This is a genomic window from Parafilimonas sp. (assembly GCF_051953455.1).
Taxonomy (GTDB): Bacteria; Bacteroidota; Bacteroidia; order Chitinophagales; family Chitinophagaceae; genus Parafilimonas.
Genome location: NZ_JBQCIT010000003.1, coordinates 1 through 23,519, shown reverse-complemented (window position 1 = coordinate 23,519; position 23,519 = coordinate 1). Strand labels below are relative to the sequence as shown.

The following is a 23,519-nucleotide window of genomic DNA, read 5'->3' as shown; positions in this document are numbered from 1 at the left end:
TTATTTTAATGATGTAATTATTGTTTTATTATACCTGTTTTTCGCTAAACCTGTAGTTTAATTTTACCAGGTAATCTCTTGAAATTTCAGCAGCGCGATGCTGGGTATAGGCAGGCTTTATTTTAGCATCGTAATCAAGTTCAAACATAATCATACCTGCCATATGTTTTCTTCTTTTTTCGAGGAGGTCCAATATTTCCTTAAGCTTTACCTTACCTTCTCCTAACGGTGAATAACCAAGATAACCGTTATCGCCGCCTGCATAATCTTTTAAATGAACATGTTCAATAAGCGATACAAAGTCTTTACAAATTTTAAGCGGGTCGCCGCCGCCTTTTTGTATCTGGCCAACATCAGGGCCGAACTTCATATACCTTGTATCAACATTATTCATGATAAAATAAATTTCTTCTTCTGTTTCTATTGGTGTGCCGGTGTGCGGATGCAAAGCACAAACCAGGCCTTCATCAGCAACGGCTTTTGCAAACACGTTCATTGATTCAACCATATATTTTGCATGATCCTTATAATTAAAACCGTTTGTACGTTTTCCGCCTGCGCAATATTCTATCACTTTTCCGCCGTTAGCTTTAAGCAGTTTTGTCCAGCGAACAAGTTTCTCTGTCTCAGATTTTAATTTTGAGGGATCAAGCACATCGGTCTGGCAAAAAGCAGATACAATCGGCACCTTATATTTTTCAATTAACGGGCCTATGCCGCCACGCTTTTCTTCCCATGTGTCAATTACATTACCGAACGTTTCAAAAGCGTGATAACCGAGTGAAGAAATATCCTGAAGCGCGGGTTCGAGATTATCGGGCCCATACCCCCACAGGATAAACGTAGCGCCAATTTCAAACCTTCTTTTTTTTGCTATTTCGAAAGCTAAGTTTGGAGCCATAAGTGCCGCAGCACCGGCCATACCGGCCAGCTTTACAAAACTCCTGCGGTTATAAGAATTTATATTTTTCATTAGTACAATTTAAATGTTATTTGGCAAGTGTTACGATGGCTGCGCCCGCAATCAATAATATTACTCCTATAATTTTCACCAGTGAGACAGGTTCAACCGGGGAACCAAATAAACCAAAATGTGAAAAGATCATTCCTGAAATAACCTGGCCTGCAATCATCAGCACGAATGCGGTGCCTGCGCCTAATTTAGGCATTGCCCAGGCTATACCAAAAACCAATGCACCTCCCATAATGCCCGCTGTGAATAACCACGCCGGTACTTCTTTCAGCCTGGCAAAAAAACCTGCGTCCCAACCGGTGAAGGCAATAACCGTAGCAGTAGCTGCGCCTATAATCCAGAAAAGCGCATTACCCATGCGCGGGTTTTTTACAATAGCGCCTACATGTGCATTCATGGCGAGGTGAAAGGTTAATACAAACCCTAGCAATAACATTAAAGCACTTAGTGAAACTTTCATTGAATTTAATTTTAGATGATAAACTGATGCCCGGATTTTTTCTTTGCAAACAATCAAACCGCCATTATTGAAAAGCTTTTGTTAGTTGATTGGCGTTTTAAATACTATAAGGCCAAAATGGCTAAAATGATACCGGTTTTTAAAAAAATAATCGTTATGCCTTCAAATAAAAATGCCTGAGGTGGCGGAGACTTCTATACATAACCCTTCTAACTGAAGACACATGGCTAAAATGTAATATGCCAGCTATTTGTTCATAACTCATTCCTTCAAAATAAAAATAGTAAATCACTTTTCTTTCTTTGGCATTCAGCATATTCAAAGCACGCTGCAGTTTATCAAGCTGTTCTGCATTCACCTGTTTATTTATAAAGGCCAATTCCGCTGATGATTCTTCACCATAAGGCGTATATAAAGAAGCCTTCCTGAGCTTATGTTCATGATTTGTTTTCTTAAGGTAATCAACAATCCTTCTTCTGAACGCTTTTAAAAGGTATAATTTAATTGAAGTGGTTTCGCCAAAGCCAAGCCTGTTATTCCTGAGATAAAGGAAGAAGTCGTGCAAACAATCTCTTACCATTTCCTTGTCTGAAGCACATTTACACCCGTAAGAAAAAAGCAGCGTGGAATAATGCTTGTAGATAAAGGCAAATGCATTCTCATCACCTTTCTTAAAGAAATTCCATAAAATTTTATCGGGTAATTCTTCTTCTTTATAAGCAGCTTGGCCTTGCCTGACTGAAGGTATAAATGTTTGCCGCAGTCCCTGGTTCTGAAATTCATACAGCATAAAATGAAATTTTAGAAATCAAAAAAAGAATAAGGAATTGCAAATCGTTTTTCAAAATTCTATTTTTGGTTTCAGAATAATTTCCAATTAATTAGCAACAACTAATACTATATTTACATCTTTATAAAAAGAAATAGGTTAATAACTGCGTATTTGATACATATTGCTATATGAAACCACATTTATTAAAAGTTTCGCTGAAGCCGGAATCAAGCTTTAACTTCTATAAAAGAAGGGGTGGTGATTTTTATAATCAATGGCATTTTCACCCGGAAATTGAACTGATTTATATCCACAAAGGAAGAGGCACACGTTTAATAGGAACAAATGTTCACCGCTTTGAACCGGGCGAACTTTTCTTGTTTGGATCAAACCTTGCCCACATGTGGCGTTGTGATCCGGAATACTTTGAAACCGGTTCAAAACTAAAAGCCGAAGTAACTGTTGTGTATTTTCATCATGATTTTTTGGGCGATAAATTTTTTAATGTGCCTGAATTAAAAAGCATTGAATCGTTACTGGAAAAAGCAAAGCAGGGCATAAAAATTACGGGCCAAACAAGAGACCAGGTGCGTGAACTTATGACCAGGTTGGCCAGCGCCAAAGGGCTTGAAAGAGTGATAACGCTGCTGGCTATACTGGATAAAATTGCCGCTTCAAAAGAAAAAGATATTATTAACCCTTTGAATCATCAATTAAAAATAGATCAGACGGAAGCTGACCGGTTAAATAAAATATTTCAATACACTTCCAATAATTTTCAAAAGAAAATAACACTCTCCGAAATAGCATCTGTAGCCAACCTCAGCACAAAATCATTCTGCAGGTATTTTAAATCAAAAACGAGAAAAACTTATTACGATTTCCTGCTGGAAGTAAGAATTGCGCATGCCTGCAATATGATACTGGAAAGAGATATGCCTATTTATGAAGTGTGTTATGAAAGCGGGTTTAATAACCTCTCCAATTTCAACAGGTATTTTAAAAAGATAGTAAACAAAACACCGTTTGAGTTTAAAAAAGAGCACCGGCTGCTGACTGCATAAATGTTTTGAACTTATGTGCGGAGGAGTGGGGAAAAGAACCATTTTCTACTTTTCAACTGAATATTGCATTTTTATCGAAGTTGGGTAGCCTGCTTTTTTGATTACACATAAACAACTTAAGATTTTATAAGGTAAGTGGACTAACGCACGCAGGTTCCAATTCGTTTGCAGAATACTCTTATTACACTTTTGGTTATTAATTTCTTATCGAGAAATCATTATAAAATCCAGCTTTAAAATATTCTGAAAACAGCTATATATAAATCCTGTTTAATAGAGAAGCTTCCGCAATTTGGCTTCATTTAAAATAGTTATTGTACTGCTTGAAGATCGATCAGCTTTTCACTTTTAAGATCAGACAATGTGTTATGAGAGATATGGCATGATTTATTTAGTATTCGGATAAGAGAAACAAACAATAAAGTGCGAAAGCGCTTTTCGTAGTCATAAATGGATAGCTTTATCGTTTCACTCTGGCTTGTTAGTATCCGAATTGCTCTATTGCTATAGTGCCGGTATCTGTAAGTTATCGAACTATAGCAAGGATGAAATAATAATTTCAGGGTTTGCGATGAAGTACAAGATGCTGGCATCACTCGAAACCTTTAATGATTTTATACCTATCCTTTTCTACCTCCCTGTACCCGTAATCATAGCAAAAGATAAACTCATTGAAGCGGGTTTTCGTGACGATATGGTGCGTATGAAAGTCAAATTCAAACCCTGCTTTGAGCAAAGTTTCTCTTGCAATAAACCGGCCCTCCCTTTGAATAGGAAACAGTTCTTTTAAGATTTTACGGTTACGTTTTAAAACAGCATCAATCCGACCGATTTCTTTTTTTGCTTCCAGTTTCAGCCTGTTATAATAGTTGTCTTTGCAGGTGGAATTACAAAATTTTTTATCCGACCTGCCTCTTGTTATGGGTTGATGACATTCGAGGCATATCATTGGTTCGGGGGGCATTTTTCAAAAATACAATCTTTCTCGTGATCCGTGTGCACACGGGTATTTCCAAAGATACACAGGTGTTACACTTTTAATGATTTTCAGCCTCTCCACCTTCGTCTCTGAAATCAAATTCTTATTGTTATGAAGTCAAATCGTGTAATGCTGATTGGTTATGTAGCCAGCGATCTTTCAGCAACTAAATCAAGAAGCGGCAGCAGAAGAGTAGTTATCCGCATGGCAACACATTATCCTCAAAGGAACCGCCATGGGGAAAAGGTATGGCAGACCGTGTGGCATGATGTAGTGGCATGGAACAACACCGCTGAATATGCAGAAAGAAATTTTGTAAAAGGAAGTAAAGTTATGGTGGACGGCTCGCTTCAGTACCGCACGTACGCCGACAAAACAGGCCACAGACGATACATTACACAGATAAAGGCACATAGCCTGATGAACCTTGACCGCTGATGAATCACTTTTAAAATTTAGCAACATGATAATGCAGGAATCAAAATTCAGGTATGGCAAATCCGTTAAGATTGTGAATTGGGGATGTTCTTTTGATTCTTTAACGGAATTAAAGTTTGCAATTTCGATTATAGAGGAATATGCATTTTTACGGGAACGCGTTTCTATTTACTACCATCCCGGGACAAAGCAGTCCACAAATTATATCCGCCAGTGTCACCGACGTTATACGCCCGATTTTTTAATTCGTCATAAAGAAACAGGTAAGGCCTTCCTTATAGAAATTAAACCGCGTGCCTTTGAACATAGCCCGCAGTTGATCCTGCGAAAGCAGGTAGCAGAGAATTATATCCGCTGGAAAAACTATGACTGGAAATACAAGGTCGTATTCGATGATGAAATCATACTCACCGCAGAACAGTTAGAACAGTTTGAAGACTGTTGTAAACTCAAATCCAAATCCGCCTTTAAACTTTGGTTTGAAGAATATAACCGCAGGTTTGACCGCAGTGCACCATCGTTCTTTAAACATGGTGTGAGCAATGCACAAATAGCATTTGTTATGTTCGGCACTGAAAAGCGCAATTGAAAATTACAGGTTACCCAGTGCGGTAATGATAGCTTGTATTATGCCGGGGTTTATAGGCTTGCCTTTTGTGTCCTCCCGGATAACACCCTGTATTGCTGTTCCTCATCCTTCTCAAAAACAAGTTCCTGTCCATCTACAATGATATAATATTTGTATACATAGCCAAATGTCACCAGCCGCCCTCTAAAATTCTGGTTCTCTCCGTTTACACTGACGGGCAGATTGAAATAATGTTCCATCCAAATGATTTATGGGCGGCGGCGAAATTATGGTTTATCGAATATGCCATAACAAGTTTAACCATACCAGTCTTCTTTGATTTTATCTTTTTAATGATAAAATACTCGTCTATCCATTCCTGCGCGAAGATCCTGGCAGGCTGTGCTCAAAGCAAGGTCTGCGCCTCCGTACACTGCGGCTGGCCACAGGTTTTACTTAAAAAAATACGCCCTGTCTCCGTTGGGCTTTTTGCTTTCGCGGCATAAACCGCTTCACTTTATTCCACGGTCAAAAATTTTTTCAGGTGAAAACCTTGCTTTTTTCCCTTCCTGCCTAAGGACGGGGTTGCTACGAGAGAAAGGACGAGGCGCTAAGCCGAGGACAGGAAATAAAATTAAATCACATTAAAACTTTCATTGTATGCAGCACGGACAACGTTCAAAATTGATGCGGCTTTCGTGGCAGATACAGCGCCGCAGGCATTACAACCGCTCAAAATCTTTAATCAGTGCATGGGCAATTTATTTAAATGAGGATATAACCGTGTTCCATCTTGTACAGAAACACGGCGGTAACAGGGGGATCAATTATAGCAAAGCCGCCTCACTCACTTTATTCAATCAGTAATCAATTTTTATTCATTAATTAAATTTTAAGTTATGGAAATTTTAGTAGGGCGTTTGACAAAAAACGCAGAGGTAAGAACAACAAACAACGACAAACAGGTTGTCAATTTTTCTATTGCTGTCAATGACAATTATAAAACAAAAGGGACAGCGAAACAAGGAAAGCAGTAAGGTATTTTAACTGTACTTACTGGATTAATACAGGGATTGCCGAATATTTAACCAAAGGCACACTCGTAGAGCTAAATGGCCGAATCAATCTTAATTCATGGAAGAACATGGAAGGTAAAACAATAGCTTCTTTGTCTATGCATGTAAGTAATATTAAACTGCATGGTAAAACAAAGGGTATCGATAACGGTAGCGAAACACCGGCTGTGCCAATAAATAACACAGGCAGGATAGCCGATTCATCAGATGATTTACCATTCTAAACCTTTAGCGTTTCAGTGCATGAGCGCTGAAACGCTTTACTAATCTATTCAACAAATTTGATAACATGACCGCAGCAGTACCGCCTGCGGGATACAAATTACCTGCCCGCCGAAGCCGGCGAAGGCAGGAAGCTGGGTAATTATTATGGCAGACAACATTCATTTCAACGAACAAACAGGACAGCACAGTTTCTTTTCCGCAAAAGAAAAAGCATGGCACGGCTTAGGGCAAATCGTTAGTGATTATCCCACAAGTGCGGAAGCATTGCAGTTTGCAGGATTGGACTATGTGGTGGAAAAACACAAATTATATACGCAGCGCAATGAATACGAAAACCCGCAAATTGCAGTACTAGATTATTTTGCCACTATCCGCACGGATACGAATATTGTTTTGGGCGTAGTCGGTAAAGATTATGAGATTGTACAGAATACTGATGCTTTCAGCTTCTTTGATACGATTGTCGGCGGTGATGGTATTCAGTATGAAACTGCGGGCGCATTGGGTAAAGGCGAACGGATTTTCATTACGGCAAAACTGCCTTCTTATATAAAGGTTGGCAGAGATGATTTAATAGAACAATATCTATTTCTAACCACTTCACATGATGGTTACGGCAGCATAACGGCAGCCTTTACGCCTATAAGGATTGTTTGCAACAATACGCTGAATGCAGCTATGCACAGCCATACCAACTCCATTAAAATCAGGCATACCGCCAACGCTAAAGAAAGACTGGAACAGGCGCATAAAGTCATGGGCATTTCCAACCAGCTTTCAATACAACTGGAAGAAGTGTTTAATAACTGGACAAGGGTTAAAATAACCGACCCTGAACTGCAGCAGTTAATCCGTTTGGCAATGGTGCCGAATAAAGAAGTGCTGCAAAATATACAGGCCTGTAAATGGGATGACCTGTCTGCCTGCTTTAATAATATGTGCAATGCCGTTTATGAATATGCATTAACCAGCCCAACCCAACAAACAGAAACAACCGTAGGTACTGTGTTTGGAGCTTATAATGCTGTAACAGGATATTTTCAGAATGTACGCAGCTATAAAGATGATGAAGTCAAATTGAAGTCTCTTTTGTATGGCGGCACAGCACAAATCAAAACACAGAAAGCCTTTAATCTTTGCCGGGATTTTGCAAACAATGGCGCAGCAGCATTTATACTGAATTGAGCAGTTGGCAAGGCCGGATACTGCCCGGCCTTACCTTTTTTCATTTAAAAATAATTACAATGAAAAAGCAGGTTATACAACATGAAACAAAGCAGCTTTTTGATATATGGAAAGCGATAAAGCAAAAGTATTCAGATGTAATTGTAGTGATAAGAACAGAAGAAACATATATTACTTTCGGCTGTGATGCCATCATAATTAGTCAGGTTGCATCGGTTAAATTGACAAGAGATAAACAAGGGTGCAGACAATGCAATTTTCCCGTTTACCGTTTGGATAAGATACTCCCCAAATTAACAAAAGTGGATTACCAAATTGCAGTTTGCGAACAGTTTGAAACACCAAAGAGATAAGCTGCTATCTTATAATCAAAGCGCTCCAAAAATGTCGGCGCTTTGATTGTATTAAAAAGCTGCCGCTCGTGTTCTAACAGTTGTTGTAAATGGAGCGGCAGCTTGGTTTTATCAGTTAGATAAAATATATCTGGAATGGGAAATCAAGAATCAGAGTCTTATTCATCTTATTCAATCTTATTCAATCTAATTTAATCCCATTTATAAAAAAAAGAGCTACTACATATTTCAGAAGCGACACCTTATAAGCATTTACAGTTAACTTTTAAATAATTACATGGTTATCATTCCTTCATTAATTGTTGCCACGAAGTTCGGCTATCGGGCTGCTGTAGCGGCAAAGAAATTCCGGCATAAAGAACGGCTTTCCTTCATAGCAAAGGATACTATTATTCCGTTGCTTCCTTGCCTTGATTGCCCAAAGCCGGGGTGGGTTCCATAATTAATTTTTTAATCTTTTAAAATGATTTTATGGAACAGAAAATGGTATCTCCGGAATGGACAAGGGTAGCAGAAGTAGAACTGGTTTATAAATCAAAAGTAAAAGCTTCTGAAAGGCCGGTAATTAGAGATTCAAAGGATTCCTGCGATTTACTGCGCCAGGTGTGGGATGAAAACAAAATTGAAATGCAGGAAGAATTTAAGGTTTTATTTCTCAACCGTAATAACAGGGTCCTGGGTATATATAAGACTTCTGCAGGTGGTATTTCAGGAACTGTTGCAGACCCAAGGCTGATACTGGCAGCGGCCATAAAGTCGCTTTGTGTAAGTATTATTCTTTGCCATAATCATCCCTCCGGGAACCTGAAACCAAGCAGAGCGGACGAGGAACTAACAACAAAAATTGCAGAAGCTGCAAAGTACCATGATATCAAAGTATTAGACCACATTATAATAAGCAGTGAGGGTTATTATTCATTTGCTGATGAAGGGCTGCTGTAAAGCCCTTTTTTTATTCAGGAGTAACCTATTTAACATGAGCAGAATTTGCCCACCTGTTCTTCAAAATTCCTTCTCTTTCTAACTTTATAAAGTCAGTGATTTTTTTATGGTGAAAACGAAAAAAGTGCGTATGGAAAGCAAAGATTATAACCTGCTCAAAAGCCTCTTTTTATTCCAGGAATATTCTTCTTCAGTTAGGCTTATCCGGCGACTTAAATGCTTTAGTGTGCTTGACTCTGCACACAGCAAGATGTACAAACGTGGCCACGTTGGAGCATCTTGCCCTCCGCTTCGGAACTCGCTGCGGGGAATTGAAGCAGATTAAAAACGCTTTTGAAAAAATAATGAAAGGATATGCAGAAGAAAGAAAATGAAGTGCGCAATATATTTTTCAAAATCAGGATGAATAATACCGAGTTGGAACAACTTAAAAATTTAAGGAAACAAACTACTGAAAGAAGTACCAGCAATTATGTTCGCAAAGTCATCCTGCAAAAACCCGTAATAGTGAAATACAGAAATCAAAGCGCCGATGAATTTTTAAAGGAAATGGTTCAGCTCAAAAAAGAACTCAATGCAGTCGGTAATAATTTCAATCAAACAGTACATAAGCTACATACACTGGATAAGATACCGGAATTCCGCACCTGGATTCAGTTTTATAATGGCTTGCATAAATCCGTTGTAAGCAAAGTGGAAGAAATCAATTTAAAAATTAATCAGTTATACGAACAATGGTTGCAAAAATAACAACACCCAAAAGATTAGTTGCTGCCCTGAATTATAACGAACATAAAGTAAGCCAGAACAAAGCCGAGTGCTTATATGCCGGCAATTTTTTAAAGGTGGCGAAAGACATGAATTTTTATCAGAAAATGGAAGGCTTTGAAAGATTGAATGTGCTCAATGAAAGGGCTCAAACAAAAACACTGCATATATCCCTCAACTTTGATCCTTCAGAAAAACTAAGTGCAGACAAGCTGGTAAATATTGCAAACAGCTACATGGATAAGATTGGTTTTGGCGAACAGCCATTTCTTATTTACAAACATAACGACGCCGGCCACCCGCATGTTCACATTGTAACAACAACCATCCGCGATGATGGCAGCCGCATCAACACGCATAATATCGGGCGCAACCAATCTGAAAAAGCGAGGAAAGAAATTGAAAGGGAATTCAAACTTATTTATGCAGAAAATCAGAAGCAGTTTTTAAAACAAAAAATTCAGCCGGTTAATGCTGAAAAAATAATTTATGGAAAAGTTGAAACAAAAAGAGCTATCGCCAATGTTGTAAATGCTGTACTGCATACTTACAAGTATGCATCACTCCCTGAATTCAATGCCATATTAAAGCAGTATAATGTTATAGCAGACCGGGGAAAAGAAGAAAGCAGGATTTATAAAAATCATGGACTGGTGTACAGGGTTTTAGATAAAGAAGGGCAAAAGATCGGTGTGCCTGTAAAGGCCAGCTCGGTTAACAGCCAACCAACACTTAATAAACTGGAAAAATTATTCATTGCAAACAAAGACAAGAAAGAATCTTTAAAGCAACATACTAAATCACTGCTTAACCAGGCGCTGTCCAAAAAGCCAGCTGCTTTGAATGAATTAATCAGCTTATTAGAGTCGAAAAAGATTGCCACTGTTTTACGGCAAAATGCAGCAGGAAGGATTTATGGGATCACATTCGTGGATAATCAAAACAAGGTTGTATTTAACGGAAGTGATTTAGGCAGACAATATAGCATTGCCCATTTACAGAATATCATACTTACAACAAACAATGTAAATGTTGGTGCCGGAGAAAAACAACTGCATCTAAACACCTTACCACGGCAATCAGGGCTATATGAAAAAAATGTTTCAAAAGCCTTGAATGAAACGCCTGTTATAACCACTCGCCTTTTAGATGAATTACTTACTGCCAAACAACAAGGTGAATTCATGCCTTATCAACTGATTAAAAAGAAAAGAAGAAAAAAGAAAAAACACCTCGGATTATAAACTGTAAACTTTTCATCATGGCAGGAACAGGAGAAAACGAAATGGGGTTAAGGAAGATACTGGACATGACCCGCTTTGCAGCCATCTTTATTTTATTGCTGCATTTTTACTTTTATTGTTACAAAGCTTTTGAACAATGGCACCTTACCAATCAGATAACAGACCGGCTTTTAAAGAACATCATACATACCGGATTATTCAATCACTTTGTCACTTCCAAATTAATAGCACTGGGATTGCTTGCGATTTCTTTAATGGGTGCAAGGGGAAAGAAAGATGAAAAACTGCAGCTTAAAATAATAGCATGGTATACAGGAACAGGGTTGCTGCTTTATTTTCTTGGTTCGTCGCTGGTACAGCTGAACTATGCTGTTGAAACAGTTACTATAATTTATATGAGTGTTACATCGTTCGGTTTTTTACTCATTCTGGCCGGTGGTAATTTATTGAGCCGGTTAATACGCGTGAAACTGTCGAAAGATGTATTCAACCAATTGAACGAAACTTTTCCGCAGGAAGAAAGAAAAATCATTAACCCTTATTCCATCAATCTTCCGGCGCAGTATAATCTGAAAGGCAAGTACAGAAATAGCTGGATCAACTTTATCAATCCGTTTCGTGGATTACTGATAACAGGAAGCCCGGGGGCGGGCAAGTCATGGTTTGTTGTGCAGCATGTAATAAAGCAGCACATCGAAAAAGGTTTTGCCATGTTCATTTATGATTTTAAATATGATGACCTGACAAAGATTGCCTACAATTGGTTATTGCTGCATAAAAACAAATATGCCGCCGCTCCCCTATTCTATATCATCAACTTCGATGACCTTTCCACATCACATCGCTGCAACCCTTTGGACCCGCAAGCCATGCGTGATATAACGGATGCAACTGAATCGGCAAGAACCATCCTGTTAGGATTGAACAGGGAATGGATAAAAAAGCAGGGTGATTTTTTCGTAGAATCACCCATCAATTTTGTAACGGCTGTTATCTGGTATTTACGCAAGTACGGTAACGGAAGATATTGTACGCTGCCGCATGTAATTGAAATGATACAGGCAGATTATGACCAGCTATTCCCGGTATTAAATACAGAACCTGAGATACAGGTTTTCCTGAACCCATTCATTACAGCTTATCAGAATGATGCAATGGAGCAACTGGAAGGACAAGTGGCTTCCGTAAAAGATTGTTTTATCAAGGTTGTCCTCACCGCAACTCTATTGGGTATTGTCCGGAAAAGATTTTACGCTTGACATCAATAATCCCAAACAACCGAAAATTATTTGCATGGGCAATAATCCGGAAAAGCAACAGATTTACGGAGCCGTATTGTCGCTGTATATTTCGAGGCTGGTGAGAATTGTAAACAAAAAAGGGCAGCTCCCCTGTAGTCTAATCTTCGATGAATTTCCAACCATCTTTTTTAATCACATGGATTCACTCATTGCCACAGCACGAAGTAATCGTGTTGCAACTACATTAGCCATGCAGGACTTTAGTCAGCTTAAAAAAGATTATGGAAAGGAACAGGCTGATGTTATCGTCAATATTACAGGCAATATTATCAGCGGCCAGGTAATGGGCGAAACAGCCAAACAGTTGTCAGAACGCTTTGGAAAATTAATGCAAGACAGGGAAAGCCTTTCTATTAATCGTACCGATATTTCCATCAACCGCTCTGCACAACTTGATGCGGTTATACCTCCCTCTAAAATCGCTTCACTTTCTTCCGGCGAATTTGTGGGTATGGTGGCGGATGATCCGGATGAAAAAATCAGGCTGAAGATGTTTCATTGCGCGATTCAGAACGACGCTGAAAAATTAAATGAAGAATTGAAAAGATTTAAGCCAATACCTAAAATTTCAAATGTTACAAATCAACAAATAATGGATAACTATTTCCAGGTAAAGCTGGATATTCAAAATTTAATTGAACAGGAGGCTTACCGGCTAAAGGTAGAAAATGAGGAAATTGATGAAGTGTGATTCTTTTGATATAGAAACTTAAATATCATCTGCATTTAAGTTTTAAAGGTTGAAAAGCTTTCATTTTGTTGGTAAACATTTGCTAATGGCTTTTAAAAAATTAAATAAAGTCAAGATGATGTGGGCTACGCTGTTCGCTAATTATGGGATTGTCAATCCCACAATTACAAGACAAGATTTTTTTTCAATCAAATAAAACATCCATAGCCAGACTTTTCTGTATCAGGCTGGCAGAATAATTATTTTCTTTAATACCATAGGAAGTAATCATGGTAAGAAACAATGTCTTTCTTGTCTTTGTCTTTTGAGCAAACACATCTAATTTTTGTTGGAGTTCACCGGCATAAGGTTTATCAATACTAAATTCCCCTGTATAATACTTTATTTCACAAATATTGATACACCTGTCTTTTCTGTCTATCAGCAGATCAATTTGTGCCCCACCTTCTGATTCTCCTTTCGACGGAACATATCGCCATCCGCTTTCTTCCGATTCTATGCCCTGAATGCCAGGCCCCTTTTTTATCTGTTCAACATGCTTTAAGCAGACCGCCTCGAAAGCCATTCCACTCCAGATTTTATAAGAAGGGGATGTACTTATTTTAGCCCATGTATCTTTTCCTGAAGATCTGGGTTTGTCCATGAACCGCAAATAAAAAATTGAAAATTCATCTGTCAACCTGTAAACAGCATCACGGGTAATTTTATCATAAGGAAGAGTAGATTTGATAAACCCCGATTCTTCCAATTCCTCAAGCATCAGGCTGGTTCTCCCTCCAGAACTAAGACCACATGCGTTTATGATCTCCTGACGAGTCATTCCTTTGGGCATTGTGGCCAAAGCCCTGACAGCCTTTATATGGTTGTCTGCGATTTCAAAAAGAGAACCGTAAAGGTTATTGAATTCTCCTTTCAATAACCCGTCCTTATTAAAGCAAATTTTTTCAATCACCTGAACAGCACTATTGCCTTTTCCCACAGCTTTTAGATATTGAGGTATGCCACCCAAAGCCATATAAATCTGGAGTGTCTGATACCTGTCGAGTTTACTTCCCAAACTTTTCAGATAGGCTTCTGATTCAGATAGCGTAAAGGGCAGAAGTCTTATTTTTTGAGTAATCCGGTTATGTAGTCCGCCTTTATTGTTAACGATCTTGCGGATCATCCAGGAGGCCGCCGATCCACAAATGACGACCAGTAAATTCGGTTGGCGACTGGCCCATGTATTCCAAAAATGTTCAAATGCAGAAAGAAACCCTGATTTCCGGCCGTCCAGCCAGGGAAATTCATCGAGGAATACCACCCATTTTTTGTTCTTGCTTTTTGTCGCCAGGTATTGCTCCAATGCGTGAAATGCCTCTACCCAGTTTTGCGGCGGGCGTAATGACAAGCTGATCCTGTCGCTTTTTGCATGGCTTTGCTAAACTGCTGCAATTGTCCTTTCAAACTGACATTGTACATGCCTGTCAGTTCGAAAGCCAGATGCTTTTTAAAATAAGTATGGATAAGAAAGGTTTTACCTACTCTTCGCCTTCCATATACTGCGACAAGGCCGGCTCCTTTAGTCTTATAAGTCTCATCCAGCAGCCTGATTTCTTCCTTTCTGCCAGTTAATTCTTCCGTCATATTGATTCGCGTTTTATGAGTTGTGGCCGGATATACGATTGTTATAAGCGGCCATAAGCTATATAAATTACAAACTTATGGCCGGATACAAGGTTACTATATGCGGCCATAACTATCAAATGATAACAAAAATTACTCCGATAAGAATTTTTTTCGAAAAGTGCCTGCAAGTGCGTTCAGAATGCCGCAGATTCCTCAGAAGTGCTGGTATATGAAATAACTTTATATCCTGTAATTGCTTAAACTCTAAATAGTGCTGTGTGTTGGATCTGCACTATTTCCTGTACTTCTTTTTTGGATTTCTTTTATGATGATACAGCGATGTTATAATAACCGTCTTTGTTCTTTCATCAACAAAATAAACAATGCAGTAAGGGTATTTTTTCAAAGATATTTCTCTGAAGATTTTATATGTATTGCGGTAGCGCAACGGGTTATCACATATTGCTTCTAACCCACTCTTTAACACCTTTGTTAAATTTCTTGCTGCTATCTCACTTCGTTCTCTGTACCATATAACAGCTTCTTTGTATTCATTTAATGCACGGGGCTCAAAAACGTACTTATAGCTCATTTATTTTTATCTGGGTGAAAGAGGACGTTGATTTGCTCGTCCACTTCTTCTGCAGTTACCATCTTGCCGCCATTTTGATAATATTCATATCGTTTGTCGAGCTCAGCTTTAAAGTCGTCAGAATATTCCCATTCATCTTGCTCTATTTCGTCTTCAAACAATGTATAAATGGCTTCTGCTTTTTTATCTTCTATTGTGTCAATAAACTGATGTAGTTTTTGACGAATACCTATTGTTTCCATAAACACCTTTATTTCTAACAAATTTACCTTTTTTTAGTCAACTTCTTGATCATGGGATAATACTTTGTTATGTCGTACTATAGCACATCAATCATATTTACTACATATTCTTCTGTTGGGCCAACATATATTACCACTTCTTCCTTTCAATTCATTGCTGCCTGCAATAATTTTTTGCTCATTATTAATTGTGCATTATACCAACAGATCACCACCTTACGAAAGCAGAAAAATATGTCGCAGACTGATTAAACGAACTTATAACTGTTAAGATAACCGGTTTCGGTGCTCGGCAAAGACTCAACACCAGAATGAATACCCCCGCCTGAATCAGTAAGGCTTCAGGCGCAGGCCACTTTATTTTGGACCAATCATCGCATTTTTAGAAAATATGCTTAGGCCGGCTACGGTAACCGAAAGTCACTGCTGTATTTCTTAGGCTTTTTACCGATATGTTTTTCAAATACTCTTGTAAAATGACTTAGGTTTTCAAAGCCCATTTGATACCCAGCTTCTGAAACAGATAATTTTTCCTCACGCAAAAGCCTTGCAGCTTCTTTCATTCTCAAATGCTGATAGTAATCGTATATTCCCATTCCGAAAACCTGTGTAAAAATTCTGCGCATTTTCAATTCATTCATGCCCGCAATTTTAGTTAAGTCTGCTATGGTGCTTGCTTTGCTCAATGACGAAACAATTTTGTCGCGTACTTTGTAAATCGATTGTATTTCTCTGTCGTTGAGCTTTTGGTAAACAGACTTCTCCCGCTTCCGCAAGCTCTCGAATAAATAAAAAAGCAATTCCATTGCTTTTAGTCTATAGTAATAACTTTTTAGCGTACCCGGCTCATCTTGTTTTACAATGTCATTTACAGTTCGCAAAATATCGTCTGTCATAATTTCTTCAATCAAAAAATTATTACTGCTCTCAAACAAAGACTGAAAATGTTTTGCATCTGCTTTCAAAAAGCCTTTCAGGCAATTTGAACTAATTGCAACCGAAAGGTGTGTAGCATGCGTATTTTTAGTCATTGGAATTTTTTGGGAAATCGAAATGGGAAACACTTTCACATACGGCGGTTGATTATTTTTTTTTCGTTTACCTGAACTTTGAGAATTGTCTTCAACTATATTATAAAAATGAAAACTGATTCCATCCTTAATGCCGTTGGCGGTTGCTGTATGCCGGATAAATGTTTTTTTAATACTAAACGAACCAAAATACAACATCAATTCAGGCAGGAACTCATACGATTTCAAAATTTTGATGTCGATGTTTTCGATATCCTTTCCCAGGATTTTTATAAACCGCGTTTTTAATTGTTCAGAATTGAGATTCATTACGGTTTTGATACTTTTTACGACTATTTTTAATAGCTATTGAGCTTTTTACCTGCAAAGCTAAAAATATTTTTGTATCGTAAACTAAAATATCAGAACAACAGGAAATTCGAGGTTATGAAAAAACGGGTTTTAATTTCAGGTGCAAGCTTTGCGGGATTGACTTTGGCGTATTGGTTAAATAAATCCGAATACGAAGTAACAATTGTAGAAATTGGTAAAGAACTGCGAAAAGGCGGTTCGCCTATTGATGTGAGAGGCGAGGCGCTGAACGTGGTAAAAGAGATGGGTATTTACGATAAAATTAAAGCGAAAGAATTTGTGCACGACACAGAGATTGTAAACGCAAAGAATGAAACGCTGGTTAATTTCTCAATCAATGACTTTGATGAATATCGTGGTGATATTGAGATTAATCGTTTTGATTTGGCGGAAATACTTTTCGATATTGTTCCAAAAAACGAAGTTGAATTTTTGTTTGGAAATAGTATTAAAACACTGCTTCAGAGCGAAGATAGTGTGGACGTTATATTTGAAAATGGTGCAAAAAAAACTTTCGATTTTGTGTTTGGCGGAGACGGGACGCACTCTGTTGTTCGAAAATTAGTGTTTGGTAAAGAAGAAAATTTTTCAAAGTTTTTTAATGTGTATTTCGCATTTGCCGAAGCCAATCATATACAAACAAACAGAGCAAAAAATACGGGAATAATTTATCGGGAAGTGGGCAAACAAGCGGTACTTTATCAGTTCCAGAATTCTGTGAATGCTATATTGATGTTTCTTTCTCCAAAGCTGAAGTGGAACTATAAAAATATCGAACAACACAAACAAATATTGAAAGAGAATTTTGGGAATAATACGAATTGGAAAATTCCTGAAATCTTAGAAACAATGATGCTTGCGGACAATTTATATTTTGATGAAGTTTGTCAAATTCATATGCCTGATTGGACAAAAGGACGGGTTGCGCTAGTTGGTGATGCTGCGTATGCACCAAGCTTCTTTACAGGAATGGGAACCACTTTGGCAATACTCGGAGCAAAAAAATTGGTTGATGCGCTTCAGGCTTCAAAAGGCGATTACAAGTCTGCCTTTGTAAAATATAATGAAACATACAGGCCATTTGTTGAAAGTATTCAGGCGAAACTTACACGTGGGTTAAAAGCTCAGTTGCCCGAAACTGAAGAAGAATTGCAAGCTTCTATCGAATTTTTTAAGCAAGCTGCAAAAGTGTGAAAATGTTAAACAGCAGGCTTTGCGCTTTGGCTGGAAATATGAATTATTCTTACACCATGATAATATTTCTAAAAGTCAGCTAAGGTCTGTCCACCCACAAAAGCTGATAGTAGCAACAACTATCGATTGTTATTCCGTCCTCCGGCCTTGCCGCAAAGCTGCATACCTTTACGTCTTGCAATGATTGGTTACCGGGAGTGGTTGTTCTACTTCAAGCGTTTTAATATTGCCTCCATCTGTTGTATTTCTCGTTCTTGAGATGCAATAATGCTATCCGCCAATTTTCTCACTTCAGGGTCTTTGATATTTGCATGCTTACTTGTCATTATCGCAGAGGAGTGATGAGGTATCATCGCTTTCATGTACTGAACATCACTTACAGGTGCCTGTGTTCGTAGTGCAGTCAGCATTACAATGAACAATATGATAGCCGCTACTACAATTCCTGTATTTGTTTTCTTATTTGGGTACATGTTTCCCATTATTGTCATCATGACTATTGCCATAGGAGCAACCATTAAAATAGCCATATAAATTCTTGTCACGCTTGTATGATAATGGTCAACGCTGTCCATGTTTAGAAACATGACAACATACATAATGATGAAGGAAATAAACATCATTATTGTGAATTTCTTGTAACTCATATTATTCATTTTGTTCATGTCCTAAAAATTAAGTTGATAATGAAGATATAGCTACAAAATTCAAACCATAGCATTAGCACGTCAAAGGGAGGTAGTATTCCGCTGCGATATGCAGTCTGTCAAAATGGATTGCAAATGACGACGGGAGTTTGTGAAAAAACCCACCTTGTTTACTCAAATATACACATGATGTGAATAGCTTAAACAGCGTATAATTATTGCTTAAAAAACTATGCAATTCATACAAGGCAACAAACGCAACCAGACCTGCTTTTCAACACTCGATGACCAGGTAAGCATTGATAATCCCGTACGCCTTATTCTACTGCTCATCTGTGTTCGGTCAGCCGGATATGTAGCTGATAGTAGTACTTCCGATGAGGATTCAATTCAACCATGTATGCGCTATTATTACCCACTATAGGATTTCAACTAATTTTAAATGTACTCGAAGACACTGCTATGGCAAAACACCGGTGCAATTACAAATTACAGCTAAAGAACCAATTGTATTGCTTTTACACTGCATACAACATGCTTCATTTGTTTATCTTACTTTCGGGTTTTCTTGAATAAAAACAGGCGTTTGTACTTTATAGTGTAAAGTCTTTTCTAAAATAAATCTGGATTGATGCGTTTGCTTATTTTGACTATTTGGTTGTTGCTTCCCTTTACTGTTTTTACTCAAAATGAACAGTATAATTTTTCTAAACTTAATATATACAGTGGTCTTTCTCAAAATCAGGTAAATGCGATACTAAAAGACCAGGATGGATTTTTATGGCTGGGCACTGCGTCTGGCCTTAACCGGTATGATGGATATTCTTTTAAGATATTCCGGAAACAACCTAACAACAGCTCCTTATTAACGGATAGTTATGTAGGTTCTCTGTATGAACTTCCCGGTGGAAAAATGTGGGTGACAACGAGAAACGCGCCCTGCATTTACGATGCACACACAGAAAAGTTTGATGCCGGTTGTAACACCTATCTGCATTCGCTCGGTTTGCCTTCAGGCAGTATTAGAAACATCGTGAAGGGAAACAACGGCAGGTATTGGTTTCATTACGATAGCCTGGGGCTGTATTTGTATTCGGCTACAGATAAAAAAACGAAATTATTCCTAACAAATTTCAAGTTTAGTGCTTCAGAAAATATTGCTTCCGTAAAAGAAACAAAAGATGAAAAATTATGGGTAGTGTATCAGAATGGTCTGTTGCGAAAGTTTGATATACCTGCGAATAAACTTATTTTCTCCAGCAATGCCCTGCAGAAAATGAATAAGGGTAACAACTTTTATAATTTTTTTATAGATAACGATGGCGATTTGTGGTTGTGGTATTTTACAAATGGTATTTATTTTTTTCATCCTGAGGATAATGCTATCCGGCAATTTAATGAGCGTTCATCTCCGGCAAAATTGAGTTCCAGCCTGGTAAGCCAAGTTATTCAGGACAACAATGGTCTCATTTGGGTGGGAACAGATCACGGCGGCGTGACGCTGATTGACAAAAAAAATAACTTCAAAACCAGTTATATTGTTAACGATCCCAAAGATTCTAAAAGCCTTAGCCAAAACAGTATAACTACTGTATATAAGGATGATAACGGAATTATCTGGCTTGGAACGTATAAGCAGGGCGTTAATTATTTAAACAGCAACATTGTAAGTTTTCCCTATTATCATCACGAATTATCTAATTCAACGAGTTTGCAATACGATGATGTAAATCGCTTTGTGGAAGATAAGCTGGGTAATATCTGGATTGGAACCAATGGCGGTGGTTTGATTTATTTCGACAGGAAGAACAATACATTCAAACAATACCTGAATAATCCGCATAATGAAAACAGCCTTAGCAATAATGTAATAGTAAGCCTGTGGATTGACCACGAAGGTATCTTGTGGATTGGAACTTTTCTCGGCGGATTAAACAGGTTCGATGGCAATAAGTTTACGCATTACAGGCACAGCGATAGTGATTCTTCCAGTTTGTCTAATGATAACGTTTGGGAAATATTTGAAGACAATGAGCAGCATTTATGGATAGGTACTTTAGGCGGCGGGCTTGATTTGCTCGACAGCAAAACAAACCGTTTTAAACATTATCAAAATAAAGGCGGCGCGCAAGACCCAATTCTTTCGAATTATATTTCTGCAATTATGGAAGACAGGAAGGGAAACTTATGGATTGGAACAGACAATGGAATCTCCGTGTTTGAAAAGAATAAAACAACTCCTGTTTTTTATCAGCATACAAATAACAACAAAAGTTTAAGCAGCAACAATGTTATTTCTATTTTGGAAGATAGTAACGGAAGAATTTGGGTGGGTACGCGTGAAGGTTTAAATCTCTTTAATGAACAAACAAAAAGCTTTAAAATATTTACCACATCAGATGGTCTTCCTGATGATATGATATTGAACATTCTTGAGGACAATTATCATACACTCTGGATTTCTACACCTAACGGATTGTGTAGCGCCATCCCTCAACAAAAAGAAAATGGTTTTACTATTTTTACCGTTAATTATGATGAAACGAACAATCTTCAAAACCGTGAATTCAATGATAATGCTGCACTCAAAACACGGGCAGGCGAATTAATTTTCGGCGGACCTTCCGGTTTCAATATCATTAACCCGGGTAAAATTGAGAAACAGCCATATCATCCCAAAATCGTTTTTACCGGCTTGCAGATATTTAATAAAAATATTGAACCCGGCGCAGTATTTAACAACCGTATTATCCTAAAAGAATCTTTATCACAACTTCAGCGCATTGCCCTCAAGTATAAAGAAAATGTTTTCTCCATAGAATTTGCCTCACTCGATTTTGCCCACAGCCTCCGCGATAAATATGCCTATATGCTGAAAGGGTTTAATTCAAATTGGTTATATACAAATGGCAATCAGCGGCAGGTTACTTACACAAACCTGGACCCGGGACATTATGACTTTAAAGTAAAAGTTTTAAACGGCAATGGTTTGTGGAGTGATGTAAAAACCCTGCAAATAAATATTGAACCGCCCTTTTGGCGAACGCCGCTTGCTTATGCTATTTATGCATTAATTGCTGCAGGATTATTTCTTTTTGCACGGCGCATAACCCTGGACAGGATACACATGCGCTTTGAAGTGCAGCAACAACGCAGGGAAACAGAGAGGGCGCATGCCATAGAACAGTTAAAGACCAAATTCTTTACTAATGTAAGTCATGAATTTCGTACTCCTTTAAGCCTTATCATCTCTCCGTTAGATAAGATAATCAAACAAACGGCAGACGAAGAACAGAAAAAGCAATTGAACCTTGTTCAGCGCAATGCCAAACGATTACTGAACCTGGTAAACCAACTGCTTGATTTTAGAAAGATGGAAGTGCAGGAAATAAAATTGCATCCTTCAATAGGCGATATTATAGAGTTCAGTAAAGATATCAGCCAATCTTTCACAGACATTGCAGAAAAAAAACGAATACAGTTTGCTTTCTCATCAAACATTGAGCGTTTAGAAATTTATTTCGACAAGGATAAGATTGAAAAGATTTTATTTAACCTGCTTTCCAACGCTTTTAAATATACCCGTGATGGCGGAACCGTTAGTATTAACCTGGCTTATAATGCATCTGCAAACAATGAATATGACGGAACGCTTGCCATAGAAGTAAAAGATACGGGCATTGGAATTCCCACCGATATGCACAACAAAATCTTTGAACGTTTTTTTCAAACAGATGTTCCGCAAAGTATGGTTAACCAGGGAACCGGAATTGGCCTGGCCATCACAAAAGAATTTGTAAAACTTCATAATGGAATTATAACCGTAAACAGCGAACCTGAAAGAGGCACGTGCTTTACAGTTTTACTTCCTGCAAAAAAAATCTATGAATCTTCAGCGCGGGCTACCCTTCCAACACCGATAGAAGATGCAGCAGCATTCATTTCTGAAGCAGGTGATAAAAACGCTAAGAAGAAAACAATAATAATTGTAGAAGATAATGAAGACCTGCGGTTTTATTTAAAAGACAACCTGAAAGCACAGTATCATGTTGAAGAAGCAGCAAACGGAAAAGAAGGTTGGAAAAAAATAAAACAGCTTAACCCAAGCCTTGTTGTAACTGACCTTATGATGCCTTTAATGGATGGGATTGAACTGGTCTCAAAAATAAAAAATGAAATGGCTACCGCTCATATTCCTGTCATTCTGCTTACAGCAAGGGGAAATGAGGAAAAACAGCTGGAAGGCTTTAACGTGGGGGTGAATGATTACATCACCAAGCCTTTTACTTTTGAAATACTTGCTTCACGCATCAGAAATTTATTGGCACAGCAAAAATTATTGCAGAAGCGTTTTCAGAAACAGATTGAAGTTAATCCGGCAGAGGTAACCATAACGTCTGTGGATGAAAATTTTTTGAAACAAGCGCTAGAAGTGGTTGAAAAAAATATGGAAAATCCGGAATTTTCGGTAGAAGATTTCAGCCGTGAAATGTATATGAACCGTGTTACTTTATACAGGAAAATTGTTTCACTTACAGGCAAAACACCTATAGAATTTATTCGTTCCATGCGTTTAAAAAGAGCCGCACAGCTTTTGGAAAAAAGCGGAAAGTCTATTTCCGAAATTGCATATGAAGTGGGATTCAATAATCCCAAAAACTTCTCCAAATCTTTTAAAGAAGAATTCCAGATTCTACCCTCACAATATGCTGCAAGTAAAAGTAACAAAGGCGGCTGACATGGTTATTACAAAGTTAACCGTTTGCCGTATTTACAGCTATTTGTAAAACCCGCACCGGTTCAAAATGTGTTGGT

26 protein-coding genes and 1 pseudogene are annotated in these 23,519 nt (G+C 38.0%); 17 read left to right on the top strand and 10 right to left on the bottom strand.

All coding sequences use genetic code 11. The features are described from left to right. Nucleotides 1-28: 28 nt before the first annotated feature. The 3 genes from ACTHN6_RS00625 to ACTHN6_RS00615 form a co-directional block, all read right to left on the bottom strand. Nucleotides 29-973 (bottom strand): sugar phosphate isomerase/epimerase family protein, encoded by a 945-nt coding sequence (locus ACTHN6_RS00625; protein WP_440433771.1) that lies wholly within the window; start codon nt 971-973, stop codon nt 29-31. 16 nt (nt 974-989) lie between these two features. Next, nucleotides 990-1,433 carry a DMT family transporter gene (locus tag ACTHN6_RS00620; RefSeq protein ID WP_440433770.1) on the bottom strand — a complete coding sequence of 148 codons (444 nt, stop codon included), beginning with the start codon at nt 1,431-1,433 and terminating at the stop codon, nt 990-992. Nucleotides 1,434-1,587: 154 nt separating this feature from the next. Beyond that, on the bottom strand, nt 1,588-2,223 hold the full coding sequence (locus ACTHN6_RS00615) for an RNA polymerase sigma factor (protein WP_440433769.1): 636 nt from the start codon (nt 2,221-2,223) through the stop codon (nt 1,588-1,590). 170 nt (nt 2,224-2,393) lie between these two features. Between ACTHN6_RS00615 and ACTHN6_RS00610 the strand changes: the two genes are divergently transcribed. Then, complete coding sequence (locus ACTHN6_RS00610) at nt 2,394-3,269, top strand: AraC family transcriptional regulator (protein WP_440433768.1); 876 nt, start codon at nt 2,394-2,396, stop codon at nt 3,267-3,269. Nucleotides 3,270-3,861: 592 nt separating this feature from the next. Here ACTHN6_RS00610 and ACTHN6_RS00605 read toward each other — a convergent pair. Beyond that, complete coding sequence (locus tag ACTHN6_RS00605) at nt 3,862-4,218, bottom strand: hypothetical protein (RefSeq protein WP_440433767.1); 357 nt, start codon at nt 4,216-4,218, stop codon at nt 3,862-3,864. Between the two features lie 141 nt (nt 4,219-4,359). On the opposite strand from ACTHN6_RS00605, the gene ACTHN6_RS00600 reads away from it, so the two are divergent. From ACTHN6_RS00600 to ACTHN6_RS00540, 13 genes and pseudogenes are all read left to right on the top strand, one after another. Beyond that, complete coding sequence (locus tag ACTHN6_RS00600; RefSeq protein ID WP_440433766.1) at nt 4,360-4,686, top strand: single-stranded DNA-binding protein; 327 nt, start codon at nt 4,360-4,362, stop codon at nt 4,684-4,686. Between the two features lie 25 nt (nt 4,687-4,711). Continuing rightward, nucleotides 4,712-5,275 carry a TnsA endonuclease N-terminal domain-containing protein gene (locus ACTHN6_RS00595; protein WP_440433765.1) on the top strand — a complete coding sequence of 188 codons (564 nt, stop codon included), beginning with the start codon at nt 4,712-4,714 and terminating at the stop codon, nt 5,273-5,275. 639 nt (nt 5,276-5,914) lie between these two features. Next, entirely contained in the window at nt 5,915-6,121 is a 207-nt protein-coding gene (locus ACTHN6_RS00590; protein ID WP_440433764.1) for a hypothetical protein, read from the top strand. A 32-nt stretch (nt 6,122-6,153) separates the two neighbouring features. Then, entirely contained in the window at nt 6,154-6,291 is a 138-nt protein-coding gene (locus tag ACTHN6_RS00585; RefSeq protein ID WP_440433763.1) for a single-stranded DNA-binding protein, read from the top strand. Between the two features lie 23 nt (nt 6,292-6,314). Next, nucleotides 6,315-6,389: pseudogene (locus tag ACTHN6_RS00580) on the top strand (hypothetical protein); the annotation flags it as partial. 9 nt (nt 6,390-6,398) lie between these two features. Further along, entirely contained in the window at nt 6,399-6,554 is a 156-nt protein-coding gene (locus ACTHN6_RS00575; RefSeq protein WP_440433762.1) for a hypothetical protein, read from the top strand. Between the two features lie 145 nt (nt 6,555-6,699). Then, on the top strand, nt 6,700-7,740 hold the full coding sequence (locus ACTHN6_RS00570; RefSeq protein ID WP_440433761.1) for a DUF932 domain-containing protein: 1,041 nt from the start codon (nt 6,700-6,702) through the stop codon (nt 7,738-7,740). A gap of 59 nt (nt 7,741-7,799) precedes the next feature. After that, a complete protein-coding gene (locus tag ACTHN6_RS00565; RefSeq protein WP_440433760.1) occupies nt 7,800-8,093 on the top strand; it encodes a hypothetical protein in 294 nt (97 codons plus the stop codon). Between the two features lie 471 nt (nt 8,094-8,564). Continuing rightward, on the top strand, nt 8,565-9,035 hold the full coding sequence (locus ACTHN6_RS00560) for a JAB domain-containing protein (RefSeq protein WP_440433759.1): 471 nt from the start codon (nt 8,565-8,567) through the stop codon (nt 9,033-9,035). A 354-nt stretch (nt 9,036-9,389) separates the two neighbouring features. Next, on the top strand, nt 9,390-9,785 hold the full coding sequence (locus ACTHN6_RS00555; RefSeq protein ID WP_440433758.1) for a plasmid mobilization protein: 396 nt from the start codon (nt 9,390-9,392) through the stop codon (nt 9,783-9,785). Next, nucleotides 9,770-11,047 carry a relaxase/mobilization nuclease domain-containing protein gene (locus tag ACTHN6_RS00550; RefSeq protein WP_440433757.1) on the top strand — a complete coding sequence of 426 codons (1,278 nt, stop codon included), beginning with the start codon at nt 9,770-9,772 and terminating at the stop codon, nt 11,045-11,047. The genes ACTHN6_RS00555 and ACTHN6_RS00550 overlap by 16 nt, the downstream gene beginning before the upstream one ends. A 17-nt stretch (nt 11,048-11,064) precedes the next feature. Further along, the gene (locus tag ACTHN6_RS00545; protein ID WP_440433756.1) at nt 11,065-12,306 is read left to right on the top strand and encodes a YWFCY domain-containing protein; all 1,242 of its coding nucleotides are present in this window, start codon (nt 11,065-11,067) and stop codon (nt 12,304-12,306) included. Continuing rightward, the gene (locus ACTHN6_RS00540; RefSeq protein ID WP_440433755.1) at nt 12,254-13,039 is read left to right on the top strand and encodes a TraM recognition domain-containing protein; all 786 of its coding nucleotides are present in this window, start codon (nt 12,254-12,256) and stop codon (nt 13,037-13,039) included. The genes ACTHN6_RS00545 and ACTHN6_RS00540 overlap by 53 nt, the downstream gene beginning before the upstream one ends. Nucleotides 13,040-13,223: 184 nt before the next feature. Here ACTHN6_RS00540 and ACTHN6_RS00535 read toward each other — a convergent pair whose 3' ends face one another. The 5 genes from ACTHN6_RS00535 to ACTHN6_RS00515 form a co-directional block, all read right to left on the bottom strand. Continuing rightward, nucleotides 13,224-14,429 (bottom strand): AAA family ATPase, encoded by a 1,206-nt coding sequence (locus ACTHN6_RS00535; protein ID WP_440433754.1) that lies wholly within the window; start codon nt 14,427-14,429, stop codon nt 13,224-13,226. Further along, nucleotides 14,399-14,665 carry a hypothetical protein gene (locus ACTHN6_RS00530; RefSeq protein WP_440433753.1) on the bottom strand — a complete coding sequence of 89 codons (267 nt, stop codon included), beginning with the start codon at nt 14,663-14,665 and terminating at the stop codon, nt 14,399-14,401. Before ACTHN6_RS00530 ends, ACTHN6_RS00535 begins: the two co-directional genes overlap by 31 nt. Nucleotides 14,666-14,939: 274 nt before the next feature. Continuing rightward, entirely contained in the window at nt 14,940-15,239 is a 300-nt protein-coding gene (locus tag ACTHN6_RS00525) for a type II toxin-antitoxin system RelE/ParE family toxin (RefSeq protein ID WP_440433752.1), read from the bottom strand. Beyond that, a complete protein-coding gene (locus tag ACTHN6_RS00520) occupies nt 15,236-15,481 on the bottom strand; it encodes a hypothetical protein (RefSeq protein ID WP_440433751.1) in 246 nt (81 codons plus the stop codon). The genes ACTHN6_RS00525 and ACTHN6_RS00520 overlap by 4 nt, the downstream gene beginning before the upstream one ends. A gap of 404 nt (nt 15,482-15,885) precedes the next feature. Next, on the bottom strand, nt 15,886-16,710 hold the full coding sequence (locus tag ACTHN6_RS00515) for a helix-turn-helix domain-containing protein (RefSeq protein ID WP_440433750.1): 825 nt from the start codon (nt 16,708-16,710) through the stop codon (nt 15,886-15,888). A 228-nt stretch (nt 16,711-16,938) separates the two neighbouring features. Here ACTHN6_RS00515 and ACTHN6_RS00510 point away from each other — a divergent pair, with 228 nt between their 5' ends. Then, entirely contained in the window at nt 16,939-18,057 is a 1,119-nt protein-coding gene (locus ACTHN6_RS00510; RefSeq protein ID WP_440433749.1) for an FAD-dependent monooxygenase, read from the top strand. A 206-nt stretch (nt 18,058-18,263) separates the two neighbouring features. Here the strand turns inward: ACTHN6_RS00510 and ACTHN6_RS00505 are convergent, their stop codons facing one another. Continuing rightward, a complete protein-coding gene (locus tag ACTHN6_RS00505; protein ID WP_440433748.1) occupies nt 18,264-18,704 on the bottom strand; it encodes a DUF305 domain-containing protein in 441 nt (146 codons plus the stop codon). A 232-nt stretch (nt 18,705-18,936) separates the two neighbouring features. Between ACTHN6_RS00505 and ACTHN6_RS00500 the strand changes: the two genes are divergently transcribed. Together ACTHN6_RS00500 and ACTHN6_RS00495 are read left to right on the top strand one after the other, a co-directional pair. Then, entirely contained in the window at nt 18,937-19,128 is a 192-nt protein-coding gene (locus ACTHN6_RS00500) for a hypothetical protein (protein WP_440433747.1), read from the top strand. 207 nt (nt 19,129-19,335) lie between these two features. After that, nucleotides 19,336-23,442, top strand: coding sequence for a hybrid sensor histidine kinase/response regulator transcription factor (locus ACTHN6_RS00495; RefSeq protein WP_440433746.1), 4,107 nt, complete (start codon nt 19,336-19,338; stop codon nt 23,440-23,442). Nucleotides 23,443-23,519 lie beyond the last annotated feature (77 nt).

What these genes read in the sequence shown, in the direction of transcription:
- ACTHN6_RS00550 (WP_440433757.1), top strand. Translation starts at nt 9,770, where the DNA reads ATGGTTGCAAAAATAACAACACCCAAAAGATTAGTTGCTGCCCTGAAT.
- ACTHN6_RS00570 (WP_440433761.1), top strand. Translation starts at nt 6,700, where the DNA reads ATGGCAGACAACATTCATTTCAACGAACAAACAGGACAGCACAGTTTC.
- ACTHN6_RS00530 (WP_440433753.1), bottom strand. Translation starts at nt 14,665, where the DNA reads ATGACGGAAGAATTAACTGGCAGAAAGGAAGAAATCAGGCTGCTGGAT.
- ACTHN6_RS00525 (WP_440433752.1), bottom strand. Translation starts at nt 15,239, where the DNA reads ATGAGCTATAAGTACGTTTTTGAGCCCCGTGCATTAAATGAATACAAA.
- ACTHN6_RS00615 (WP_440433769.1), bottom strand. Translation starts at nt 2,223, where the DNA reads ATGCTGTATGAATTTCAGAACCAGGGACTGCGGCAAACATTTATACCT.
- ACTHN6_RS00500 (WP_440433747.1), top strand. Translation starts at nt 18,937, where the DNA reads ATGCAATTCATACAAGGCAACAAACGCAACCAGACCTGCTTTTCAACA.
- ACTHN6_RS00595 (WP_440433765.1), top strand. Translation starts at nt 4,712, where the DNA reads ATGATAATGCAGGAATCAAAATTCAGGTATGGCAAATCCGTTAAGATT.
- ACTHN6_RS00585 (WP_440433763.1), top strand. Translation starts at nt 6,154, where the DNA reads ATGGAAATTTTAGTAGGGCGTTTGACAAAAAACGCAGAGGTAAGAACA.
- ACTHN6_RS00520 (WP_440433751.1), bottom strand. Translation starts at nt 15,481, where the DNA reads ATGGAAACAATAGGTATTCGTCAAAAACTACATCAGTTTATTGACACA.
- ACTHN6_RS00505 (WP_440433748.1), bottom strand. Translation starts at nt 18,704, where the DNA reads ATGAGTTACAAGAAATTCACAATAATGATGTTTATTTCCTTCATCATT.
- ACTHN6_RS00515 (WP_440433750.1), bottom strand. Translation starts at nt 16,710, where the DNA reads ATGTTGTATTTTGGTTCGTTTAGTATTAAAAAAACATTTATCCGGCAT.
- ACTHN6_RS00565 (WP_440433760.1), top strand. Translation starts at nt 7,800, where the DNA reads ATGAAAAAGCAGGTTATACAACATGAAACAAAGCAGCTTTTTGATATA.
- ACTHN6_RS00620 (WP_440433770.1), bottom strand. Translation starts at nt 1,433, where the DNA reads ATGAAAGTTTCACTAAGTGCTTTAATGTTATTGCTAGGGTTTGTATTA.
- ACTHN6_RS00510 (WP_440433749.1), top strand. Translation starts at nt 16,939, where the DNA reads ATGAAAAAACGGGTTTTAATTTCAGGTGCAAGCTTTGCGGGATTGACT.
- ACTHN6_RS00495 (WP_440433746.1), top strand. Translation starts at nt 19,336, where the DNA reads ATGCGTTTGCTTATTTTGACTATTTGGTTGTTGCTTCCCTTTACTGTT.
- ACTHN6_RS00605 (WP_440433767.1), bottom strand. Translation starts at nt 4,218, where the DNA reads ATGATATGCCTCGAATGTCATCAACCCATAACAAGAGGCAGGTCGGAT.
- ACTHN6_RS00545 (WP_440433756.1), top strand. Translation starts at nt 11,065, where the DNA reads ATGGCAGGAACAGGAGAAAACGAAATGGGGTTAAGGAAGATACTGGAC.
- ACTHN6_RS00610 (WP_440433768.1), top strand. Translation starts at nt 2,394, where the DNA reads ATGAAACCACATTTATTAAAAGTTTCGCTGAAGCCGGAATCAAGCTTT.
- ACTHN6_RS00575 (WP_440433762.1), top strand. Translation starts at nt 6,399, where the DNA reads ATGGAAGGTAAAACAATAGCTTCTTTGTCTATGCATGTAAGTAATATT.
- ACTHN6_RS00625 (WP_440433771.1), bottom strand. Translation starts at nt 973, where the DNA reads ATGAAAAATATAAATTCTTATAACCGCAGGAGTTTTGTAAAGCTGGCC.
- ACTHN6_RS00600 (WP_440433766.1), top strand. Translation starts at nt 4,360, where the DNA reads ATGAAGTCAAATCGTGTAATGCTGATTGGTTATGTAGCCAGCGATCTT.
- ACTHN6_RS00555 (WP_440433758.1), top strand. Translation starts at nt 9,390, where the DNA reads ATGCAGAAGAAAGAAAATGAAGTGCGCAATATATTTTTCAAAATCAGG.
- ACTHN6_RS00560 (WP_440433759.1), top strand. Translation starts at nt 8,565, where the DNA reads ATGGAACAGAAAATGGTATCTCCGGAATGGACAAGGGTAGCAGAAGTA.
- ACTHN6_RS00590 (WP_440433764.1), top strand. Translation starts at nt 5,915, where the DNA reads ATGCAGCACGGACAACGTTCAAAATTGATGCGGCTTTCGTGGCAGATA.